The following is a 21,805-nucleotide window of genomic DNA, read 5'->3' on the forward strand; positions in this document are numbered from 1 at the left end:
ACGCTTTGTTTACAATAAAACAACATTTGTAAACTCAAATTGCTGCATAATTACCTTAAACTTTGATAGTAAATAATATATATAATATTTAACGTAGAGTTAACGTAAAAATAATATTTAAACAGCACTATTAACATTATAACGTGTTATTATTTATCAATAGAAACCATCACGGGTTCCAATAGTTTAAGGAGGGACAATTATGAAAATAAGTAGAAGAGATTTTCTAGCATGGACAGCCGCAGCAGCAGTAGCCCTAAACGTAGAATTTAATCTTGATCATGTCAACAATGTACTGGCGGCAGAAACAGATCCCCCAATCATTTGGCTTCAAGGAGCGGGGTGCTCAGGCTGTACGATATCGATGTTAAATGTTACTAATCCAACCACTATTGATAATGTGCTCTTAAACAAAATCAGTATGAAGTACAACAGCACCATAATGACCGCTTCCGGTGACCTAGCTATGCAAACCTTAGACCAAGCAGCAACTCAATACAATGGCCAGTTCATTCTCGTGGTCGAAGGTGCAGTTCCAACCGGTGCCAATGGAAACTATTGTGTCGTTGGAGAAGTTAATGGAACTCCTTTAACGATGCAGCAAGCTGTCTTGAAATATGGACCAATGGCTAAATACGTTGTTGCAGCAGGAACTTGTGCATCCTTTGGGGGAGTTTCGGCTGCCGCTCCGAATGCTACGGGTAATTCAAGCGTCAGCTCTATACTTAGCGGAAAGATTTCCAAACCTGTGGTTAATCTAGCCGGATGTCCGGTTCATCCAACTGTGCTCATTCAAACACTTTTGGATTTAATTCTCACTGGCATACCGACACTTGATTCAAATAACCGACCTACTAAATTTTTTGGAGCAACGGTCCATTCTACATGTGAGCGAAGGGATAAAGACGGTTGTTTTGAAGAAAGAGGTTGTATGGGACCTGGCTGTCAAAATGTATGTTCTACACTGAAATGGAATAAGGGACAATCATGGTGTGTTCATGCTAACTATGCTTGTATAGGATGTTCCAATCCTACTTTCCCAACAAGTCCTCTATTAAATGGTCATTATGACTGAAATGGAATAACGGAAAACATGGTGCATTGGAGTTAACTATGCTTGCATAGGATATTCCAATCCTACTTTCCTAATGAGTCCTTATTAAGTGGTCATTATGATGACTAATCTATTACAGGAAGGGATGAAGCAAAATTGAGTACATTAGTATTAGATCCGATTACTAGACTCGAAGGGCATTTAAAAGTTTCAGTAACCCTTGATGCCAATAATAATGTAACGGCAGCTCAAGCAACCGGTAACCTATATAGGGATTTTGAAAATATGTTGGTCGGAAGGGTGCCTAAGGATGCAGCTTTTCTAACCCAACGAATTTGTGGAGTTTGCCCAGTTTCTCACGCTATTGCTTCCTCAAAGGCTATTGAACAAGCTGCAGGTTATACGCCAAGTCTTCAGGGCTTATTATTAAGAAACCTGATTCAGGGATCTAACTTCATCGCGAGTAATGTTTTGCACTTTTACCAATTAGCCTTATTGGATTATGTTCAAGGCCCACAAATGCACCCTTGGACCCCTGGCTATACGCAGGATTTCAGATTTAACGCGACAGACAGTCAATCATTGATTAATAATTATGTTGCAGCTTTATCCATAAGAAGACAAGCCCATGAAATGGGCGCAATCTTTGGTGGAAAGCTTCCTCATGTCGGCAACGTTGTGCCAGGTGGGGTTACATCGTCACCTTCTTCTACAGACATAACAAATTTCCGTAATTATTTAAATACTATTGCTACGTTCATCCAAACTACGTATGCATCTGACGTCAACAAATTAGCAGCAGCTTATAGTGACTATTATGCGGTTGGCAAAGGATATGGCAATCTTATATCCTATGGGGTCTTTGATACCAATACTTCCGGCGGTAAGTTATTCCCTGCAGGAACGGCTACTAATGGAACGGTAGGAAGCTTTACGCAGACAAGTATCCAAGAATATGTCGGACATTCTTGGTATTCTTCGCCATCAGGTATTAATCCAGCATCTGAGTCTACGACTCCAAGCTTTGGAAAATCAGGCGCTTACTCCTGGTTAAAGGCTCCAAGATACAATGGAGCTGCTTATGAAGCTGGTAGTTTAGCTAGAACTTGGGTCAGCGGAGATTATCGTCACGGTGTTTCTGTCATGGACAGGCACTTAGCAAGATATACAGAAACCAATAAAATTGCCACAAATATGCAAACCTGGTTGAACCAAGTGGTTGCTGGTCAAAGTGGCTCTCCCAGTTTAGGAATAGCAGCTCCCGTTTCTGGATCCGGAATAGGTTTAACAGAGGCCCCAAGAGGAGCACTCGGTCATTGGGTAACCGTAGCAAATTCGGCAATTTCTAAATACCAAATCGTTACTCCTACTTGCTGGAACGCTTCCCCTATGGATGATGCCGGCAATGTAGGGCCGATTGAAAAGGCTCTAATTGGGACTCGCGTTGTAGATACTACACAACCCGTGGAACTTTTAAGAATCGTTCACTCCTTCGATCCATGTACAGGATGTTCCGTTCATGTGATGTCTCCAGAAGGAATTGAAATGTCCAACTTTGTGGTCCAACCCCTAGGAGTTTAATTATGAAAGACACTGTCATCATCGGAATTGGCAACATTCTTCTCCAGGATGATGGTGTGGGAGTTCATGTCATAAGGCAACTTGAGAATGAAAAGCTTCCATCGACTATTGAATTAGTAGATGGAGGCACTTCCACCCTCGATACCCTGGGGTACTTTCTGGACTATAAAAAGGTAATTGTTGTCGATTGCTTGCGAGCAGGATTAGAACCGGGCACGATCTACAAAATAAAACCGGAAGACATTAAGATTTATCAAAAGGAAAACCTTTCGACCCATGATGTTCAGATCTTGGATGTTGTGAAAATGGCTAATTTGTTGGATAAATATCCTGAGGTGATTATCTTTGGGATAGAGCCCCAAACCATAGCGTGGAATTTGACTATGACCGATTTTATGACGGCTAAAATTCCTGAACTGATTTCCAATATTAAGAAAGAACTACTCTTAGACGCGGAAGTAGCATTCAGTGAAACGTATGCATGAAGCTTCCATTATCCAAAACGTGAGTGCATTAGGCAGTGTCAGGATTGTGATTTGAGAGGTGCAAAAGTAGCCTACATTAATGTTTTAATAAAGGAGGATTTCCATGTGTGACACCACTACGACAAATGAGTTTGTCCAAAAGCTAGATGACTATATCGATAGCCTGACCTACAAAAAGGAAAACCTTATTGGGGTCCTGCATTACGCTCAAGAAATATATGGATACCTACCCGATAATGTACAGTGGCATATCGCGCAGAAGCTTGATATACCTTCAGCAAAAGTCTATGGTGTTGTGAGCTTCTACTCATTTTTCACCATGGTCCCTAGGGGGGAACACGTTGTTAGCATATGCACAGGCACCGCTTGTTTTGTACGAGGAGCAGATAAATTAAAAGATAAACTTGAAGATCAGCTAAAAATTAAAGCTGGAGAAACCACTCCAGATAATCTCTTTACACTAGAAACTCTGCGCTGTGTTGGAGCCTGTGGCCTCGCTCCAGTTATGATCGTCGATGGCCAAGTCCATGGTTGCCTGAACACAGCACAGGAAATTCACGAGGTCTTAGCAAAGTACCGCCCGGAAAGTAAAGCCCCGAGCAATCAACGCTTGCAAAGTACTTTGAAATATGCATGAAGCGGTCACCGAAGGAAGGGAAAAACCATATGAAACTCAATAATACCGATGCATTGAATGCATTAAAAGACCAAAATTGCAAAATTTTCAAAACACGACACGTAACTGAACCTATCACAATTAAGGACGCTCAAGGTCTGCCGCGGCACATTATGGTTTGCGGAGGAACTGGCTGTAGCTCCTCAGAAAGTCCTAAAATCGCTGAATGTCTTGAACAAGAACTTAATCGGCGCGGATTATCGGATCAGGTTAAAGTGTTCATGACAGGTTGTTTTGGTTTCTGTGAAAAGGGGCCGATGATTGAAATTCACCCCGATAATACCCTCTATATTGAAGTTTCAACCAACGATGTCGTTGACATCGTCCAAGAACACTTTATTCAAGGGGAGCAAGTAGAACGCCTTCTCTATATGGATCCGAACACGGAAAAACGGTATGCCTGCGAGCTTCCCTTTTACCATAGTCAACTTCGTATTGCCTTACGAAACTGTAGCAAGATCACACCTGAGAACATTAACGAATATATCGCTGCAGACGGTTATCAAGCCTTGGCAAAAATTCTGTTTCTGATGGATCCTATCTCGGTCATCGACGAGCTTAAAAAAAGCGGTCTCCGGGGACGTGGTGGCGGTGGATTTCCTACTGGTATAAAATGGGAAATGACGCGTATAAGTCAGGCTGATCAGCGATATATTATTTGCAATGCCGATGAAGGGGATCCGGGTGCCTTTATGGACCGTTCCATCTTGGAAGGGGACCCTCATAGTGTATTAGAAGCCATGATCATTGCGGGTTCTACGATCGGGGCCACCCAGGGCTTCATCTATATTCGAGCAGAATATCCTTTAGCTATTCATCGTTTGCAAATTGCGATTGCGCAAGCCCGGGAATACGGTTTACTGGGCGAAGGGATTTTGGGCAGTGATTTATGTTTTGACATCGAGCTTAAATACGGTGCAGGGGCCTTTGTTTGTGGGGAAGAAACAGCCTTGATTCATTCCATCGAAGGGACCCGTGGGGAACCTTCCGTTAAGCCTCCCTTTCCTGCCCAGCAGGGGCTATGGGGTAAACCCACCTGTGTCAACAATGTGGAAACATTGGCCAATATCCCCCCGATTATTTTAAAGGGAGCCGATTGGTTTGCCGGGATCGGTACGGAAAAAAGCAAAGGGACGAAAGTTTTTGCCTTAGCCGGCAAAGTCAACAATGTCGGGCTTGTGGAAGTTCCCATGGGGACAACCCTTCGGCAAATTATCTTTGACATTGGCGGGGGGATTAAGCATCATAAAACATTCAAAGCTGCACAAACCGGAGGCCCCGCTGGCGGATGTATTCCGACCAAGTATTTAGATACCCCCATTGATTATGAGTCCTTAAGCGCCATTGGTTCCATGATGGGCTCTGGAGGGCTCATTGTCTTGGATGAAAGTGATTGTATGGTTAATATCGCTAAGTTCTTCCTCGAATTCACAGTGGATGAATCCTGTGGTCGTTGTACCGCCTGTCGGGTCGGCACCAAACGGCTTCATGAAATCCTGACGAAAATTACGGAAGGCAAGGGGACGTTAGAGGATTTGGCTCAGTTGGAGAAACTGGCTAACATTATTAAGGACACAGCCCTTTGCGGACTGGGGCAAACAGCTCCCAATCCTATTCTTTCCACATTAAAGTACTTCCGCGATGAATATTTTGCCCATGTTGTCGACAAAGCCTGTCCGGCGGGCGTATGTAAGAGTTTATTGAAGTATGAAATCACGGAGAAGTGCGTAGGGTGTACCCTTTGCGCGAAGAAATGCCCAGGCAATTGCATCACTGGCTCACTTAAGGTACGCCACGTCGTCGACCAAGAACACTGCCTGAAATGTGGAGCATGCATGGAGCAATGTCGCGTTGTAGGTGCCATCATCCACCATTAAGTTACCCTGAAGGAGGAACCTGTATGGATATACAGCTGACCATTAATGATATAACCCTTAATATACCAGAAGGAATGACCATCTTAGAGGCTGCTCGAACCGTGAAAATTGACATTCCTACCTTATGTCACCTCAATCTTCATGAAATGAAACTTAATAATAACATCGCTTCCTGCCGAGTTTGTGTGGTCGAAGTTGAGGGTCGACGTAATCTGGCCTCTGCCTGTTCAACTCCAGTCGCAAGTGGCATGGTTATTAAAACTGATTCCCTACGTGCTATCCAGGCCAGACGAGCAATGGTTGAACTTTTACTTTCTGACCACCCTAAATCTTGTTTAACCTGCCCCAAAAATATGGACTGTGATCTTAGAATTCTCGCAGCGGAATTAGGCGTGCGGACGATTAGTTATGAAGGGGTAGAATCTGAGTTTGAAATTGACCAATCGAGTTCTTCCATTGTCCGAGATCCTAACAAATGCATTCGCTGCCGCCGTTGTGAAACAATGTGCAACGATGTACAAACGGTTGGCGTATACTCTGCCGTAGGGCGTGGTTTCGAGACGGTGGTTAAAACAGCCTTCGATTTACCTCTTAACCAAACCGCTTGTACGTTCTGCGGACAGTGTCTGGCGGTATGCCCAACAGGCGCTTTAACTGAACTGGATCAAGTAGACAAAGTATGGAAAGCCCTCAACGATCCCAACCAATTTGTCGTCGTCCAAACAGCACCAGCCGTACGGGTCGCTCTGGGGGAGGGATTCGGTTTAGAGCCGGGAACGATTGTCACGGGCAAAATGGTTTCCGCTCTTCGACGACTTGGTTTTGATCGCGTCTTTGATACGGATTTTGCTGCTGACCTGACGATTATGGAGGAAGCATCAGAGCTTGTTCACCGCATAAAACATGGCGGGCGTCTGCCTCTTCTCACTAGTTGCTGTCCTGCCTGGGTCAAATTTTTCGAGCATCAATTTCCAGATCTCTTAGACATTCCTTCAACCTGCAAATCTCCTCATGAAATGTTGGGAGTCTTAACCAAAAGCTATTATGCTAAAACGTTGGGCATTGATCCCAAATCGATTACCGTTGTTTCCGTGATGCCCTGCGTTGCCAAAAAATATGAAGCGGCGCGTCCTGAACTTATGCAAGGTGCAGAAACTGCGGATGTGGACATCGTTATCACCACACGCGAACTAGCTCGCATGATCAGGGAAGCCAGCATTCGTTTTGATCATCTCAAAGACCGAGAGTTTGATCATCCCTTGGGGGAATCGACTGGTGCTGCCGTCATATTTGGAGCATCAGGCGGAGTTCTTGAAGCGGCCCTGCGGACGGCCTACGAGGTGCTAACCGGTGAAACTTTGGAAAAAGTGGAGTTTGAGGTTCTCCGGGGAATGGATGGAATCAAGGAGGCGGTCATCCCAATAGCTGGTCGCGATTATCGGATTGCTGTCATCCATGGTCTGGGTAATGCCCGTACTGTTCTGGAGAAAATCCAAGCTGGGGAAATTAATTATGATGTGATCGAGATTATGGCCTGTCCGGGTGGGTGTATCGGGGGCGGTGGACAACCCTATCACCATGGAAACATGGAGATTCTTAAAGATCGAGCTGCCGCCATTTACCGCGAAGACCGTGCCAAGCCCTTGCGTAAGTCGCATGAAAATCTGGCTATTATTGGTATGTATAAAGACTTTTTAGGCGAACCCTACGGGAAAAAAGCGCATCAATTACTGCATACTAGCTATACGAGACGAAAGAAAATCTAGTCGAAGCATAAATTTCATAGGGCAATGGAACAAAAGTTCGAAAACCCAATCGTGATTGCATTGCTTGCCTTTAGTAGTAGCCATAGCTACTGTTACAGGCAAGGGTGTCGGTTAGATTTGGCAAAAAATACTTAAGTTTAAATTTATCTGTTGTGTTGGAAGTATCCGGCATAGTGGATCTCATAAACCATAAAATTACACCTGATTGTAAGGATTATTCTGAGCAAAAGGAGAAGGGTTAAATTGCTAATGCCTTCTTACAGTTGTAAGGAGGTTTTTCTTAATTTGGAGGAAATAAAAAACATGGATAAGAGAATAGGCGTCATAGGCATCGTGATTGAAGAATTTGAAAGCGCGAGTAAGGTAAATGAAACGTTGCATGAATTGGCGAGCATTATAGTCGGAAGAATGGGAATACCACGTAAGGAAAGGGGTATATCAATTATCTCCTTGATCGTTGAGGGGAATTCGGATGAAATAAGCGCAATGACGGGCAGATTAGGAAAAATTAAAGGGGTAAATGTAAAATCAGCCTTAACAAAAAAATTGGAGGAATAAACATGCAAGAGTATTTAGCGAAGGATTTTATTATTGATGAAGAAATATGGAACTCCTTGGACGAAGGAATTGAAAAGGCCAAGGAAAAAGACATAGTCAGAGCAATCCTTGAAAAGGCAAAGACTTGTCAAGGATTAACACATAGAGAAGCAGCTGTACTCTTAAATATTAATGATAAAAACGTTCTGGCAGAAATGTTTAAAACCGCCAAAGAAATTAAGGAAAAAATTTATGGCAAGAGAATCGTTTTATTCGCGCCACTCTATATTAGTAGTTATTGTGTCAATGGCTGTGTCTACTGTGGATATCAGACTTGTAATGAGAGTCTGAAGAGAAGTAAACTGACGATGGAACAATTGGAAGAGGAAGTGAAAATACTAGAATCCTTAGGACACAAAAGAATTGTCATAGAGGCTGGAGAAGATCCTATTAATTGCTCCTTGGATTATGTGATTGAATGCATAAAGAAAATATACTCTTTGAAATTTGATAATGGGAGTATAAGGCGAATTAATATCAACGTGGCCGCGACGACCGTTGAGAATTATAAACGCTTAAAAGATGCTGATATTGGTACGTACACTTTATTCCAGGAGACGTATAATCAGGAAGTTTACGAAAAAGTGCATCCGACGGGTCCAAAACATAATTATAATTGGCATACTACGGCAATGGACAGGGCCATGGAAGCCGGAATTGGAGATGTCGGTATCGGCGTGTTATATGGCTTGTATGACCACAAATACGAAACCATAGCCATGCTAATGCATGCTGAACATCTCGAGGAAGCCTTCGGAGTTGGTCCGCACACAATTTCAGTCCCCAGACTGAGGGCAGCTGAGGGAGTGGATCTTAATGATCTTCCCTACCTTGTAACGGATGATGAATTCAAGAAATTAGTCGCGGTCTTAAGATTGGCAGTTCCCTATACCGGAATGATCTTATCGACAAGAGAAGAAGCTGGTTTTAGGGAAGAAGTACTCGCCCTAGGGATTTCCCAGTTCAGTGCTGGCTCATGTACTGGAGTCGGCGCCTACTCGAAGGAACATGGAATTGATAACACGGAGGAAAAGCCGCAATTTGAAGTGGCCGATCATCGCTCGCCGATGGAAGTCATTAAGAGTTTATGTGAAAGTGGTTATATACCAAGCTATTGTACCGCCTGCTATAGAGAAGGAAGAACCGGGGATCGGTTTATGGCTTTGGCTAAGGCGGGACAAATAGGTAATGTTTGTCAACCGAATGCGTTACTTACCTTTAGAGAATTTCTTTTAGACTATGCTGATGATGAGATGAAGGAATTAGGTCAAAAAGTTATCGAAAAGGGCTTGTTGGATATTCCTAAAGAAGCAGCTAGAGAAGCGGCCAAAGAGAAACTGAAAAGAATTGAAGCTGGTGAGAGAGATTTGAGGTTCTAAAGTGACATCAGTTAACTACTGGTTAAAGGAATTGTTTAAATCTTTGAAATTATTTAATAGCATTTAATGACATTAAATGACAATGATTAATGTTTAATTAATTCTAATGCTTAAATATTGAAACAACAATTTGCAAATGTAAATTACAATGTTATTATTATTTTTAACATAAAGTTAATATAATAATAACATAATAATAACACTATTGTGTTATTATTATTGAAAGGAGCCGTCACGGGTTCCAATAGTTTAAGAAGGGACATTATGAAAATAGTAGAAGAGATTTTCTAGCATGGCCCGTCGCAGTAGCAGCAGCCCTAAATGTAACCTTGATAATGTCAACAATGTTCTTGCAGTTTGCAGCAGAAACAGATCCGCATATTATTTGGCTTAAAGGAGCAGGGTGTTCAGATTGAACAAATCCAAAAAATAGTTAATTCTCGATAATCTATTGCAAATTCCTCACGGTTTAGTTTATAATGACAAAGAAGTTTGGTTATGTTGAGTTATGTTTGGTATACTTGGTTACGACCAGAAGTTTATCTTGAAAATTAGCAACATTAACTAACATAAATCAATACAACCAACAATAGTCTAATTTACCATAATCAATGGTCACTGGCCAGGGTTTTAAACCCTCCGCCTTATCCACATTGGATTAGAGGGCGCAATAAACCAGTATTAACATATTTTACCAAAGATAAGTTGTGATATTTGCAAGATTTAACTTACATGGGAGCAACCGAGATAGAAGAAGTCTCCCACTTTACTCGGTTATTAATAAGCCCTAGAAGGGCGAAAAATAATTCCCTGTTGAAAAGATTTTGGAGGTGAGGGGTATAGATTGAAAATTTGCGCAAACGTACTTGTGAAATATTTCTTTATAAATTCTATAAGCAGCAGTTAAATTACTGCTAGCCAATTTTCTGCTATATCTCACAGCGCTACAAGTAACCTTGTTAGTTTAGTTAGGAAACCGTTAACCGGTTTCAATATATTAAGGAGGGACATTATGAAAATAAGTAGAAGAGATTTTCTAGCATGGACCGTCGTAGCAGCAGTAGCCCTAAATGTAGAATTTAATCTCGATCATGTCAACAATGTACTGGCGGCAGAAACAGATCCCCCAATCATTTGGCTTCAAGGAGCGGGGTGCTCAGGCTGTACAATATCGATGTTAAATGTTACTAATCCAACCACTATTGACAATGTGCTCTTAAACAAAATCAGTATGAAGTACAACAGCACCATAATGACCGCTTCCGGTGACCTAGCTATGCAAACCTTAGACCAAGCAGCAACTCAATACAATGGCCAGTTCATTCTCGTGGTCGAAGGTGCAGTTCCAACCGGTGCCAATGGAAACTATTGTGTCGTTGGAGAAGTTAATGGAACTCCTTTAACGATGCAGCAAGCTGTCTTGAAATATGGACCAATGGCTAAATACGTTGTTGCAGCAGGAACTTGTGCATCCTTTGGGGGAGTTTCGGCTGCCGCTCCGAATGCTACGGGTAATTCAAGCGTCAGCTCTATACTTAGCGGAAAGATTTCCAAACCTGTGGTTAATCTAGCCGGATGTCCGGTTCATCCAACTGTGCTCATTCAAACACTTTTAGATTTAATTCTCACTGGCATACCGACACTTGATTCAAATAACCGACCTACTAAATTTTTTGGAGCAACGGTTCATTCTACATGTGAGCGAAGGGATAAAGACGGTTGTTTTGAAGAAAGAGGTTGTATGGGACCTGGCTGTCAAAATGTATGTTCTACACTGAAATGGAATAATGGACAATCATGGTGTGTTCATGCTAACTATGCTTGTATAGGATGTTCCAATCCTACTTTCCCAACAAGTCCTCTATTAAGTGGTCATTATGATGACTAATCTATTACAGGAAGGGATGAAGCAAAATTGAGTACATTAGTATTAGATCCGATTACTAGACTCGAAGGGCATTTAAAAGTTTCAGTAACCCTTGATGCCAATAATAATGTAACGGCAGCTCAAGCAACCGGTAACCTATATAGGGATTTTGAAAATATGTTGGTCGGAAGGGTACCTAAGGATGCAGCTTTTCTAACCCAACGAATTTGTGGAGTTTGTCCAGTTTCTCACGCTATTGCTTCCTCAAAGGCTATTGAACAAGCTGCAGGTTATACGCCAAGTCTTCAGGGCTTATTATTAAGAAACCTGATTCAGGGATCTAACTTCATCGCGAGTAATGTTTTGCACTTTTACCAATTAGCCTTATTGGATTATGTTCAAGGCCCACAAATGCACCCTTGGACCCCTGGCTATACGCAGGATTTCAGATTTAACGCGACAGACAGTCAATCATTGATTAATAATTATGTTGCAGCTTTATCCATAAGAAGACAAGCCCATGAAATGGGCGCAATCTTTGGTGGAAAGCTTCCTCATGTCGGCAACGTTGTGCCAGGTGGGGTTACATCATCACCTTCTTCTACAGACATAACAAATTTCCGTAATTATTTAAATACTATTGCTACGTTTATCCAAACTACGTATGCATCTGACGTCAACAAATTAGCAGCAGCTTATAGTGACTACTATACGGTTGGCAAAGGATATGGCAATCTTATATCCTATGGAGTCTTTGATACAAATGCTTCGGGCAGTAAGCTGTTCCCTGCTGGAACAGTTACTAATGGAACGGTAGGAAGCTTTACACAGACAAATATCAAAGAATATGTTGGACATTCTTGGTATTCTTCACCATCAGGCTATAATCCGGCATCTGAGTCTACGACTCCAAGCTTTGGAAAATCAGGCGCTTACACCTGGTTAAAGGCTCCAAGATACAATGGAACCGCTTACGAAGCTGGCAGCTTAGCTAGAACTTGGGTCAGCGGAGATTATCGTCACGGTGTTTCTGTCATGGACAGGCACTTAGCAAGATACACAGAAACTAATAAAATTGCTACCAATATGCAAACCTGGTTGAACCAAGTGGTTACTGGTGTAAGCGGATCTCCCCGTTTAGGAATAGCAGCTCCCGTTTCTGGAACAGGAATAGGTTTAACTGAGGCCCCAAGAGGAGCACTCGGTCACTGGGTAACCGTTGCAAATTCGGCAATTTCTAAATACCAAATCGTTACTCCTACTTGCTGGAACGCTTCCCCTATGGATGATACCGGCAATGTAGGGCCGATTGAAAAGGCTCTAATTGGGACTCGCGTTGTAGATACTACACAACCCGTGGAACTTTTAAGAATCGTTCACTCCTTCGATCCATGTACCGGATGTTCCGTTCATGTGATGTCTCCAGAAGGAATTGAAATGTCCAACTTTGTGGTCCAACCCCTAGGAGTTTAATTATGAAAGACACTGTCATCATAGGAATTGGCAACATTCTTCTCCAGGATGATGGTGTGGGAGTTCATGTCATAAGGCAACTTGAGAATGAAAAGCTTCCATCGACTATTGAATTAGTAGATGGAGGCACTTCCACCCTCGATACCCTGGGGTACTTTCTGGACTATAAGAAGGTTATTGTTGTCGATTGCTTGCGAGCAGGATTAGAACCGGGCACGATCTACAAAATAAAACCGGAAGACATTAAGAATTATCAAAAAGAAAACCTTTCTATTCATGATGTTCAGATCTTGGATGTTGTGAAAATGGCTAATTTGTTGGGTCAATATCCTGAGGTTGTTATCTTTGGTATCGAACCCAAAAATATAGCCGTAAATTTAGACATGACTGATCTTATGAATGCTAAAATTCCTGAAGTGATTGCCCATATTAAGAAAGAACTACTCTTAGGCTCAGAGGTAGCATTAGACTCGGAAGCAGCATTGGGTGAAACGTATGCATGAAGTTTCTATTATTCAAAACGTAATTGAAATCGTTACCCAGAAGGCCTATGAGAATAAACTAACCAAAATTAATAACGTTTTTCTAAGAATTGGAGAACTATCCGGTATAATGCCGGAATCATTATATTTTGCTTTCGACAGTTGTAGTAAAGGTACCATGTTGGAAGAATGTACGTTGGAGATAGAAAATGTGAAAGCGCTAGGGCAGTGTAAGGATTGTAACCTGGAATTCCCGATAGAACATTTCAATAAGCTGTGTCCAAATTGCAACAAGTTCTGTACTAGTATTGTTAGTGGGTATGAGCTTTATGTCAATACCATTGAAGGAGACTAAACGATGAGTGAAATTAAGGTGGTTGCCAACATCCTCCACACCAATGAGGAGATAACCTCACAGAATAAAAGATTGCTCGATGAAAAAGGGATCTATGTTATCAACATGATGAGCTCCCCAGGATCTGGAAAGACTTCCCTGCTGGAAAGGATAATCTCTAAACTTAAAGGGAAAGTAAGTATTGCAGTCATTGAAGGAGACTTGTACACAACGAAGGACGCGGAAAGAATCGAAGCACAAGGGGTCCCGGTGGTTCAGATCAACACAGGGGGAGCCTGTCACTTAGATGGAAAGATGATCAAGGGCTCTCTGGATTCTTTAAACCTAGACGACGTTGATTTGCTCGTGATAGAAAATGTCGGCAATTTAGTCTGCCCAGCGGCTTTTGACCTTGGTGAAGACATAAAAATCACGGTATTAAGTACCGCAGAGGGCAATGACAAACCGTTGAAATATCCACGAATGTTTGAGAACAGTGGGGCTGTTATTTTAAATAAAATTGATTTATTAGAACTTACGAATTTCAATAAAGAAGAATTTTACCAAGACATGAACTCTCTTAATGTTCATGCCAATATTTTTGAAACGTCATGTGTTAAAGATCAGGGTATTGATGAACTATGTTCATGGTTATGTCAGCAAATAGACAATAAAAAAGGAGGAAATGTATCATGCCAAGAATAGGTTTTCCAGAATTAATTGTCATACTTATCATTGCTCTTGTACTCTTTGGACCAGGAAAATTACCAGCCATGGGTAAAGCCGTAGGGGAAGCATTAAAGGAATTTAAAAAAGCTACAGGGGAGTTGACGGGGGGGAACAATACTGTAGCTAGTACAGAAGCTAAAGCGGAAGTAAAAGCTGAAACCAACATGAAAGCCAAAATCGAAGATGTTAAAAGTGAGGACGTTAAATAACATCTTAGGAGTAAAACGATGATAAAGAGTGAATTGATTGTTGAGGCTGCGCACTGGGTTGAGAGAATGAGGAAAGTTATTGTCTGGATCGTTCTTACTTTAGTAGTTGCAGTCTCCCTTGTTTATTTTAAAGCAGATTTATTGATTAGTATCCTTATTAAACCACTAAATGGTGTCCAATTATATTTTCTGACGCCAGCAGAAGGCTTTATGGCAAAAATGAGGGTTTCATTTTTAGGGGGTCTAGTTCTAGCTTCGCCAGTTATCTTATTATTGATCCTACGGCAAACGGGGACAAAACTAGCCAAGAAAACGAAACGATTATTGATTTTTTTGATCATCCCATTTTCGTTTGTCCTTTTTGTTGGGGGCATGGCTTTCGGCTATAGACTCATTCTGCCTTCAACTATAAAGTTTCTCATGGAGGTCGGAAGTGGTTTTATGACTCCGACACTATCTGGAGATGAATATTTTTCCTTTGTCGGCACCTTGCTTTTGTGTATAGGTTTGATATTTGAACTCCCGTTAATCCTCATTGCCTTGTCTAGAATAGGGATTGTTACTTCAAAAATGCTAAAAGGCAAACGTAAAGTCGCCATTATGTTATCGTTACTTACGATAGCTGTAATTTCTCCAGCCCTAGATGTGTTTACTTATTTGCTAGTTACTATGCCAATTTTAGTGCTTTATGAGATCAGTATCTGGACCATTGTCTTCCTTGAAAAAAGAGATAAGCGGTTGAGTCACATTAAGAATAGCGAGGCATCTTAAAGAGGTGAAACTAATGGAAACCACAGAAATGTCTGTGGTCGATCACTTACATGAACTAAGAAAAAGAATCATAATTTCTCTGATCGGCATTCTCTTTATGACGATCCTTGTTTACAATCAAGTTCATGTTTTAATCGAAATACTTATGATTCCTATCTCAAAATTCCAAATGAAGCTTGTGTTCTTTAAATTGACCGATGGTTTTGTTTCAAGACTTGAAGTATCTTTGATTACAGGGTTAATCATTACAAGTCCTATTACAATTTATCAAATTTTAGCTTTCCTGAGACCAGGGCTAAAAAAAGGAGAGCAAACATTATTATATAAAAATGTACTGATTATCTCAGTATTATTTGCTCTAGGTGTCGTCTTTGGATTTTTTCTGGTCTTACCTTATTCCCTAGGATTTCTTATATCGTATGGTAATAGTTATTTGAAGCCGGCGCTCAGTGGTATCATGTACTTCAATTTCATAGGGATATTCTGTTTATATACGGGACTTATTTTTCTATTTCCCTACGTATTAGTAGTGCTGGGGAAAACCTCCCTAATCAATTCAAAACTTCTTAGAAAATACCGAAAATACGTTATCATCGGGGCTTTTATGGTTGAAGGATTGTTTCTCCCTGGCGCAGGGTTATTGACATTCGCCACTGCTGCAGCTCCTATTTTGATATTTTATGAAGCCTCTATTTGGATAATTTACTTTAATGAACGTAAAAAAGGGAGAGATTAGTATGTGCCTTGCCGTTCCAGGAAGAGTGTTGAGCATTGATGGGGATATGGGGATTATCGAAGTTGGAAATCTAAAAAGAAATGTCTTTTTGCATCTTACACCTGACGTATCTGTCGATGACTATGTGCTTGTGCATGCAGGGTGTGCTATTCAAGAAATAGATGAAGTAGAGGCAAAAATTACACTTGATATACTAAAGGAGTTGGCTGAATGTGAAATTCGTCGATGAATTTAGATCGAGCGACTATTCCAAACGACTTGTAGAAAACTTGCAAACTATTTCTCGTCAGAAGATTAATATTATGGAAGTCTGTGGCACACATACTATGGCAATTTTTCGGTATGGTATTAGAGACGTCCTTCCTGCCAATGTGACTTTAATATCGGGACCAGGCTGTCCGGTTTGTGTTACTCCTCAGAGCTATATCGATACCGCTCTAGAACTTGCAAGTCGAGAGGATGTCATTGTGGCAACCTTTGGGGATATGATGAAAGTTCCGGGTAGAAGAAGCTCTCTACTTAAGAAAAAGGCTGAAGGTGCAGATATCAGAATAGTGTATTCCCCTATGGACTGTCTCAGTATTGCTGCAGACAATCCGACTAAACAGATCATTTTTTTGGCAGTAGGCTTTGAAACGACCGCCCCGATGACTGCAGTAACCGCAATAGAGGCAAGAAAAAACGGCTTAGGTAATCTATTTTTCTTTACAGCCCATAAAATTGTACCCCCTGCTATGGAAGCTCTCGTTGCTGATAAGGATTTAAACTTGGACGGTTTTTTATTGCCGGGGAATGTCAGTGCGATTATTGGAACTGAACCTTATGAATTTCTAAGTAAGGCTTTTAATATTTCGGGAGTAGTGACCGGTTTTGAACCCGTAGACATACTTCAAGGTTTAAATACTTTAGTCAGTTTAATAAGCCAAAAGGAACCTAGAATTTCGAATGACTATAAAAGAATTGTCAGAACTGATGGCAATTCGAAAGCAAAAGAATACATGAACACAGCTTTTAATATTGTCGACGCTAATTGGCGAGGAATAGGCAAAATTCCAAAAAGTGGCCTAGAGTTTAATCGTCAGTTCGAAGATTTTGATGCCCTTAAGCATTTTGAAATTTGTTATGAAGAATATGATGGTGGTTCGGGATGTCGATGTGGCGAGATACTGAAAGGTAAAATAAATCCAACGCAATGTCCCCTTTTTAAGCAACTTTGTACCCCGGAAAATCCAATTGGATCTTGCATGGTATCGTCAGAAGGCACTTGTGCGGCCTATTTTAGATATTACAAAGAACCCAGAAAGATGGAGGAGTAACATGAGTACCATTACTCTTAGTCACGGAAGTGGCGGTATCCAAACCAACAAATTAATTAACGATCTATTTTTTAAATATTTCGGTAACAATATCTTGAACCAGATGAATGATGCAGCACAAATAGATATAGACTTTAGAAAAATAGCTTTTACCACAGATTCTTTTGTGGTCAATCCTATTTTCTTTGCTGGTGGGAATATCGGCAAACTTGCAATTTGTGGAACTGTCAACGATTTAGCCGTCAGCGGAGCAAAACCGCTATATTTAACGAGCGCCTTTATTATTGAAGAGGGCTTTTCTATTGCCAACTTAGAGACTATTGTTAAGACCATGGCAGAAGAGGCGGCAAAAGCTGGGGTAAAAATTGTGGCTGGAGATACAAAGGTTGTCGAAAAGGGCAACGTCGATGGTATATATATCAACACTTCAGGAATTGGTCGGATTTATGAAAATGTCCATATAAATTGTTCCAATGCCCAGCCGGGAGATGTCATCATAGTCAATGGTACTTTAGGAGACCATGGTATGACCATATTATGTGAAAGAAACAACCTTGGTTTTGAGGGAAACTTGATCAGTGATTGTGCTTCTTTGAATTCATTAGTCGATTGTATGCTCGAGGTCTACGACGGGATTCACGTGATCAGGGACGCTACAAGAGGGGGAGCCGCAGCGGTTCTCAATGAAATCAGTGACTTTAGCAATGTAACCATAGCCCTCGAAGAAAATCTCCTTCCTATGAAAGAGGAAGTAAAAGGTGCTGCGGAAATGTTAGGCTTGGATCCCTTATATATTGCCAATGAAGGCAAGTTCTGTGCCTTCGTACCTGAAGCTCAGGCGGAGCAGGTACTTTCTGCTATGAGAAAACACCCCTTAGGGACGAATGCCGTGATCATCGGTAGAGTGACTGAAGAATTGGGTAAAAAAGTATATTTAAACACTGTTGTTGGAGGAAAAAGAATCGTTGATATGCCATCAGGGCTTCAACTTCCCAGGATATGTTAAAACGGTAAACTGTAAACGGCATACGGCATACGGCATTAACTCAGCAAAATATTCTTAAGCCCTCCGCCTTGCTTTAGGTTGAGGGCTTTACATATACAGGACGATAGCTTTTAGTTAGGTTATCTAAAAAAGGATGTGCATTATGAATATAAAGAGATATTTCATTGTGGTTGAAGGAATTGTACAGGGTGTAGGATTTCGTCCGTTTGTCTATAATCTAGCAAATTCCTTAGATTTAAAAGGATACGTCAATAATAACTCTGAAGGGGTTCACATCGATGTTGAAGGTCATGAAGAAACTATCAGCGAATTTCTGCAAAGAATAGAGCACAATCCTCCTCCACTTGCTAGAATAGAAAAAATATCGATTAGAGAAGAAATAGTGCTAAATTATACTATTTTTGAAATCAAAGAAAGTCAAAAGACATTGGATAAGATAACCTTAATATCACCAGATATAGCTATTTGTAAGGATTGTGAGGAAGACATTTATAGCAAAACAGATCGGAGAAGGGGCTATGCTTTTACTAATTGTACAAATTGTGGGCCAAGGTTTTCTATAATCAAAGAACTTCCATATGACAGAGAAAAAACCACCATGCAGGAATTTAAAATGTGCAAGGAATGTGCAAGAGAATATTCAGATCCTACTAACAGAAGATTCCATGCCCAACCCAATGCCTGTCAAGCCTGTGGTCCAGAGCTTTGGGTTGAAGATAATCAAGGCAATAAATTAGAGATCGAGGATCCTATTTGTTTTGCTCAATCCAAGATTATGGAAGGGAAACTATTGGCTATAAAAGGTTTAGGCGGCTATCACCTGGCCTGTGATGGATGGAATGAAGCGGCCATTCACAAATTGAGGACTAGGAAAAGAAGACCCTTTAAACCTCTTGCTGTCATGATGAAAAATGTCGAAACTATAAAAAAACTTTGCAAAGTAACTAAACTAGAAGAAGAATTATTAACAGGAATCCGCAAGCCTATCGTTATTTTAGATCAAAAGCAAGACTATGATTTACCACAAATTATTTCTCCTCATCAGAAAACTCTAGGAGTTATGTTACCATACACTCCTCTTCACAGTTTATTGTTTTCAGATAAGGTCGAAGCTCTGATTATGACGAGTGCCAATGTGAATGGGCTTCCCATTGAACATATGGATTCTGGTGCTAGAAAGAGTTTGTCTGGGATTGTAGACTATTTTTTAATTCATAACCGAGAAATCTATCTGCCAATTGATGACTCTGTCTTGAGGGTGGTGGAGGAGAAACAAACGATTATCAGGAGGGCCAGGAGCTTTGCACCAGAACCTTTTAGGGCATTAAATATGAGGGATATTTTAGCATGTGGTCCAAATATGAAAAATACCTTTTGTATCAGTAAAGATGGGTTTTTGTTTTTGAGCCAGTTTAATGGGGACTTAGAGAATTTAGAGACCTTTGAGCGATATAAGAACAATGTTGAACATTTTAAAGAGGTCTTTTCTTTTTCCCCTAAATATATCGCTCATGATCTGCATCCGGAATATCTGTCAACTAAGTACGCGCTAGAGTATAATTTGCCTAAAATTGCTGTGCAGCATCACCATGCTCACCTTGTTAGCTGCATGTTCGAAAATAATCTCGAACGAAAGGTGATTGGAGTTTGTTTTGACGGAACGGGCTTTGGGACTGATGGCAAGCTTTGGGGTGGGGAATTTATGGTCTTTGATAGAAAAGAATTTACCAGAGTAGGGCACCTTGATTATATTAAAATGCCTGGAGGGGAAAAGGCCATCAAAGAACCATGGAGAATGGGAGCTTCATATTTATATAAAACCTTGGGGACTAATAAAGAAGCTTGTGGTGAGTTATTTAAACTATATGGTGAAGCCGCCGAAAATCTCATTGATATTATCGATGCGAATATTAATTGTCCTCAAACCTCAAGTATGGGAAGACTTTTTGATGCAGTATCAAATATTATTGGAATCACGGATAAAGTTACCTATGAAGGTCAGGCTGCCATTGAACTTGAAGCCATATCAGACCTTGAAATTCAAGAAGCATATTCTTATAAAATCCTAAAACAAGATATGTATATCGTAGAACCTTATGAAATGATCATAGAAATTATTAAAGACAAACTTAACGGGGTATCTAGTAAAATTATGGCTTCAAAATTCCAAAATACCATTGTGAATTTGAGTGTAAGTATGTGTATTTACCTTAGAGATGACACAAGTATCAATGAAGTTGTCTTAAGTGGGGGTGTGTTTCAAAATCCTTATTTACTGACAAAAATCTCTCGTAATTTGGAAAAAGAAGGTTTTGTTGTTTATACTCATTCACATTTACCTTCTAACGACGGTGGCGTAGCCATCGGCCAGATAATTATTGCTAATACAAGCCTACTGCGAGGTTTCTGAGGATGACGTGACAACTATCGTCGAAGAACACTTCATTCAAAGAAATCAGGTAGAACACCTTCTCTTTATGGACCCCAACACCAAAGAGCGTTTTGCTACCAACATTCCCTTTCACGATGGACAACTTCGCATTGCACTACGTAACGTCGGCTATATTGCGCTTGAAAACATTCTTGAATATATCGCCGCTGACGGCTATCAGGCTTTAGCGAAAGTTCTTTTTAGCATGACGCCTCTGGACGTCATTGACGTCCTCTGAATGATGTTAACATGTCGCAATCGACTAATGACGTTTACCCAACGGCGCTGAGAATTGCTGCGATCCATCTGCTCAGAAAATTAAGCAATTCTCTTGCAGAACTTCAGGAAGCGTTGCAGGGAAAGGAAAACGAATTCAGTGATGTGCTCAAACTTGGCAGGACTGAGCTAATGGATGCGTTGCCGATGATGCTTGGCCAGGAATTTGGTGCCTATGCTAAGGCCATAGAACGAGACCGCTGGAGGGTTTACAAGGTAGAAGAACGATTGAGGCAGATTAATCTGGGCGGTACGGCCATCGGTACCGGAGTCAATGCTTCTCACAAATACATATTTATGGTTACGGATGCCATCCAGGAGTTAACAGGATTAGGTTTGGCTAGGTCCGACTATCCCATGGATATAACCCAAAATAATGACGTATTTGTAGAAGTTTCCGGACTCTTAAAAGCCTGCAGCACGAACCTTTTGAAAATATCCAATGATTTGAGATTGTTATCTTCAGGTTCTAAGGGGGGGGCCGGTGAAATTGAGCTCCCTCAGATGCAGGCCGGTTCAACGATCATGCCAGGAAAGGTGAACCCGGTAATACCGGAAATGATCGGCCAGGTGGGCATGAGAGTCATGGCCAATGATTATGCTATTACGATGGTTCAGGGCAGCTTGAACTCAACTCCTTTATGCCTCTTATAGCGGAATGTTTGTTGGAATCACTGGAACTGTCCTGAAAACTCCGAGGGCGGGTGCTATAGCGCGAAGGGTCTTGTATAAACATTATCTAACTGTTAATATGTAAATA

20 protein-coding genes and 2 pseudogenes are annotated in these 21,805 nt (G+C 41.1%); all 22 read left to right on the forward strand.

What is annotated here, in order from left to right:
- The first annotated feature begins 202 nt into the window (after positions 1 to 202).
- A complete protein-coding gene (locus tag DSBG_RS15810) occupies positions 203 to 1,075 on the forward strand; it encodes a hydrogenase small subunit (RefSeq protein WP_068965252.1) in 873 nt (290 codons plus the stop codon).
- 135 nt (positions 1,076 to 1,210) lie between these two features.
- Complete coding sequence (locus tag DSBG_RS15815; RefSeq protein WP_068965253.1) at positions 1,211 to 2,635, forward strand: nickel-dependent hydrogenase large subunit; 1,425 nt, start codon at positions 1,211 to 1,213, stop codon at positions 2,633 to 2,635.
- A gap of 2 nt (positions 2,636 to 2,637) precedes the next feature.
- Positions 2,638 to 3,120: a HyaD/HybD family hydrogenase maturation endopeptidase gene (locus tag DSBG_RS15820; protein ID WP_068965254.1), complete on the forward strand. Its 483-nt coding sequence runs from the start codon at positions 2,638 to 2,640 to the stop codon at positions 3,118 to 3,120.
- 103 nt (positions 3,121 to 3,223) lie between these two features.
- Positions 3,224 to 3,757, forward strand: a complete 534-nt coding sequence (locus DSBG_RS15825) for an NADH-quinone oxidoreductase subunit NuoE family protein (RefSeq protein WP_068965255.1) — start codon at positions 3,224 to 3,226, stop codon at positions 3,755 to 3,757.
- A gap of 29 nt (positions 3,758 to 3,786) precedes the next feature.
- Entirely contained in the window at positions 3,787 to 5,673 is a 1,887-nt protein-coding gene (locus DSBG_RS15830) for an NADH-quinone oxidoreductase subunit NuoF (protein WP_068965256.1), read from the forward strand.
- Positions 5,674 to 5,696: 23 nt separating this feature from the next.
- Entirely contained in the window at positions 5,697 to 7,439 is a 1,743-nt protein-coding gene (locus DSBG_RS15835; protein ID WP_068965257.1) for an NADH-dependent [FeFe] hydrogenase, group A6, read from the forward strand.
- Positions 7,440 to 7,742: 303 nt separating this feature from the next.
- On the forward strand, positions 7,743 to 7,997 hold the full coding sequence (locus DSBG_RS15840) for a TM1266 family iron-only hydrogenase system putative regulator (RefSeq protein ID WP_068965281.1): 255 nt from the start codon (positions 7,743 to 7,745) through the stop codon (positions 7,995 to 7,997).
- A 2-nt stretch (positions 7,998 to 7,999) separates the two neighbouring features.
- A complete protein-coding gene (gene hydG / locus DSBG_RS15845; protein ID WP_068965258.1) occupies positions 8,000 to 9,415 on the forward strand; it encodes a [FeFe] hydrogenase H-cluster radical SAM maturase HydG in 1,416 nt (471 codons plus the stop codon).
- Between the two features lie 1,012 nt (positions 9,416 to 10,427).
- Positions 10,428 to 11,303, forward strand: a complete 876-nt coding sequence (locus DSBG_RS15850; RefSeq protein WP_068965259.1) for a hydrogenase small subunit — start codon at positions 10,428 to 10,430, stop codon at positions 11,301 to 11,303.
- Positions 11,304 to 11,330: 27 nt separating this feature from the next.
- Positions 11,331 to 12,755, forward strand: coding sequence for a nickel-dependent hydrogenase large subunit (locus DSBG_RS15855; protein ID WP_068965260.1), 1,425 nt, complete (start codon positions 11,331 to 11,333; stop codon positions 12,753 to 12,755).
- 2 nt (positions 12,756 to 12,757) lie between these two features.
- Positions 12,758 to 13,258, forward strand: a complete 501-nt coding sequence (locus DSBG_RS15860) for a HyaD/HybD family hydrogenase maturation endopeptidase (protein WP_068965261.1) — start codon at positions 12,758 to 12,760, stop codon at positions 13,256 to 13,258.
- Positions 13,251 to 13,592 (forward strand): hydrogenase maturation nickel metallochaperone HypA, encoded by a 342-nt coding sequence (hypA, locus tag DSBG_RS15865; protein ID WP_068965262.1) that lies wholly within the window; start codon positions 13,251 to 13,253, stop codon positions 13,590 to 13,592. The genes DSBG_RS15860 and hypA overlap by 8 nt, the downstream gene beginning before the upstream one ends.
- Before the next feature lie 3 nt (positions 13,593 to 13,595).
- Complete coding sequence (hypB, locus tag DSBG_RS15870; protein WP_068965263.1) at positions 13,596 to 14,276, forward strand: hydrogenase nickel incorporation protein HypB; 681 nt, start codon at positions 13,596 to 13,598, stop codon at positions 14,274 to 14,276.
- Positions 14,264 to 14,509 (forward strand): twin-arginine translocase TatA/TatE family subunit, encoded by a 246-nt coding sequence (locus tag DSBG_RS15875; RefSeq protein WP_068965264.1) that lies wholly within the window; start codon positions 14,264 to 14,266, stop codon positions 14,507 to 14,509. The genes hypB and DSBG_RS15875 overlap by 13 nt, the downstream gene beginning before the upstream one ends.
- An 18-nt stretch (positions 14,510 to 14,527) precedes the next feature.
- Entirely contained in the window at positions 14,528 to 15,280 is a 753-nt protein-coding gene (gene tatC / locus DSBG_RS15880; RefSeq protein ID WP_068965265.1) for a twin-arginine translocase subunit TatC, read from the forward strand.
- Positions 15,281 to 15,293: 13 nt separating this feature from the next.
- A complete protein-coding gene (tatC, locus tag DSBG_RS15885) occupies positions 15,294 to 16,016 on the forward strand; it encodes a twin-arginine translocase subunit TatC (RefSeq protein WP_068965266.1) in 723 nt (240 codons plus the stop codon).
- Positions 15,991 to 16,245, forward strand: coding sequence for a HypC/HybG/HupF family hydrogenase formation chaperone (locus DSBG_RS15890; protein ID WP_491005782.1), 255 nt, complete (start codon positions 15,991 to 15,993; stop codon positions 16,243 to 16,245). The genes tatC (DSBG_RS15885) and DSBG_RS15890 overlap by 26 nt, the downstream gene beginning before the upstream one ends.
- Positions 16,229 to 17,332 carry a hydrogenase formation protein HypD gene (gene hypD / locus DSBG_RS15895; protein WP_068965268.1) on the forward strand — a complete coding sequence of 368 codons (1,104 nt, stop codon included), beginning with the start codon at positions 16,229 to 16,231 and terminating at the stop codon, positions 17,330 to 17,332. Before DSBG_RS15890 ends, hypD begins: the two co-directional genes overlap by 17 nt.
- Before the next feature lies 1 nt (position 17,333).
- Positions 17,334 to 18,338, forward strand: a complete 1,005-nt coding sequence (gene hypE, locus DSBG_RS15900; RefSeq protein ID WP_068965269.1) for a hydrogenase expression/formation protein HypE — start codon at positions 17,334 to 17,336, stop codon at positions 18,336 to 18,338.
- A gap of 166 nt (positions 18,339 to 18,504) precedes the next feature.
- Positions 18,505 to 20,748 carry a carbamoyltransferase HypF gene (gene hypF / locus DSBG_RS15905; RefSeq protein WP_348980981.1) on the forward strand — a complete coding sequence of 748 codons (2,244 nt, stop codon included), beginning with the start codon at positions 18,505 to 18,507 and terminating at the stop codon, positions 20,746 to 20,748.
- Positions 20,732 to 21,004 (forward strand): annotated as a pseudogene (locus DSBG_RS15910) (NADH-quinone oxidoreductase subunit F); the annotation flags it as partial. The gene hypF and the pseudogene DSBG_RS15910, both read left to right, overlap by 17 nt.
- A pseudogene (locus DSBG_RS15915) lies at positions 21,001 to 21,728 on the forward strand (lyase family protein); the annotation flags it as partial. The pseudogenes DSBG_RS15910 and DSBG_RS15915, both read left to right, overlap by 4 nt.
- Positions 21,729 to 21,805 lie beyond the last annotated feature (77 nt).

It is taken from the genome of Desulfosporosinus cupriresistens, from assembly GCF_001707885.1.
Lineage (GTDB): Bacteria > Bacillota > Desulfitobacteriia > Desulfitobacteriales > Desulfitobacteriaceae > Desulfosporosinus.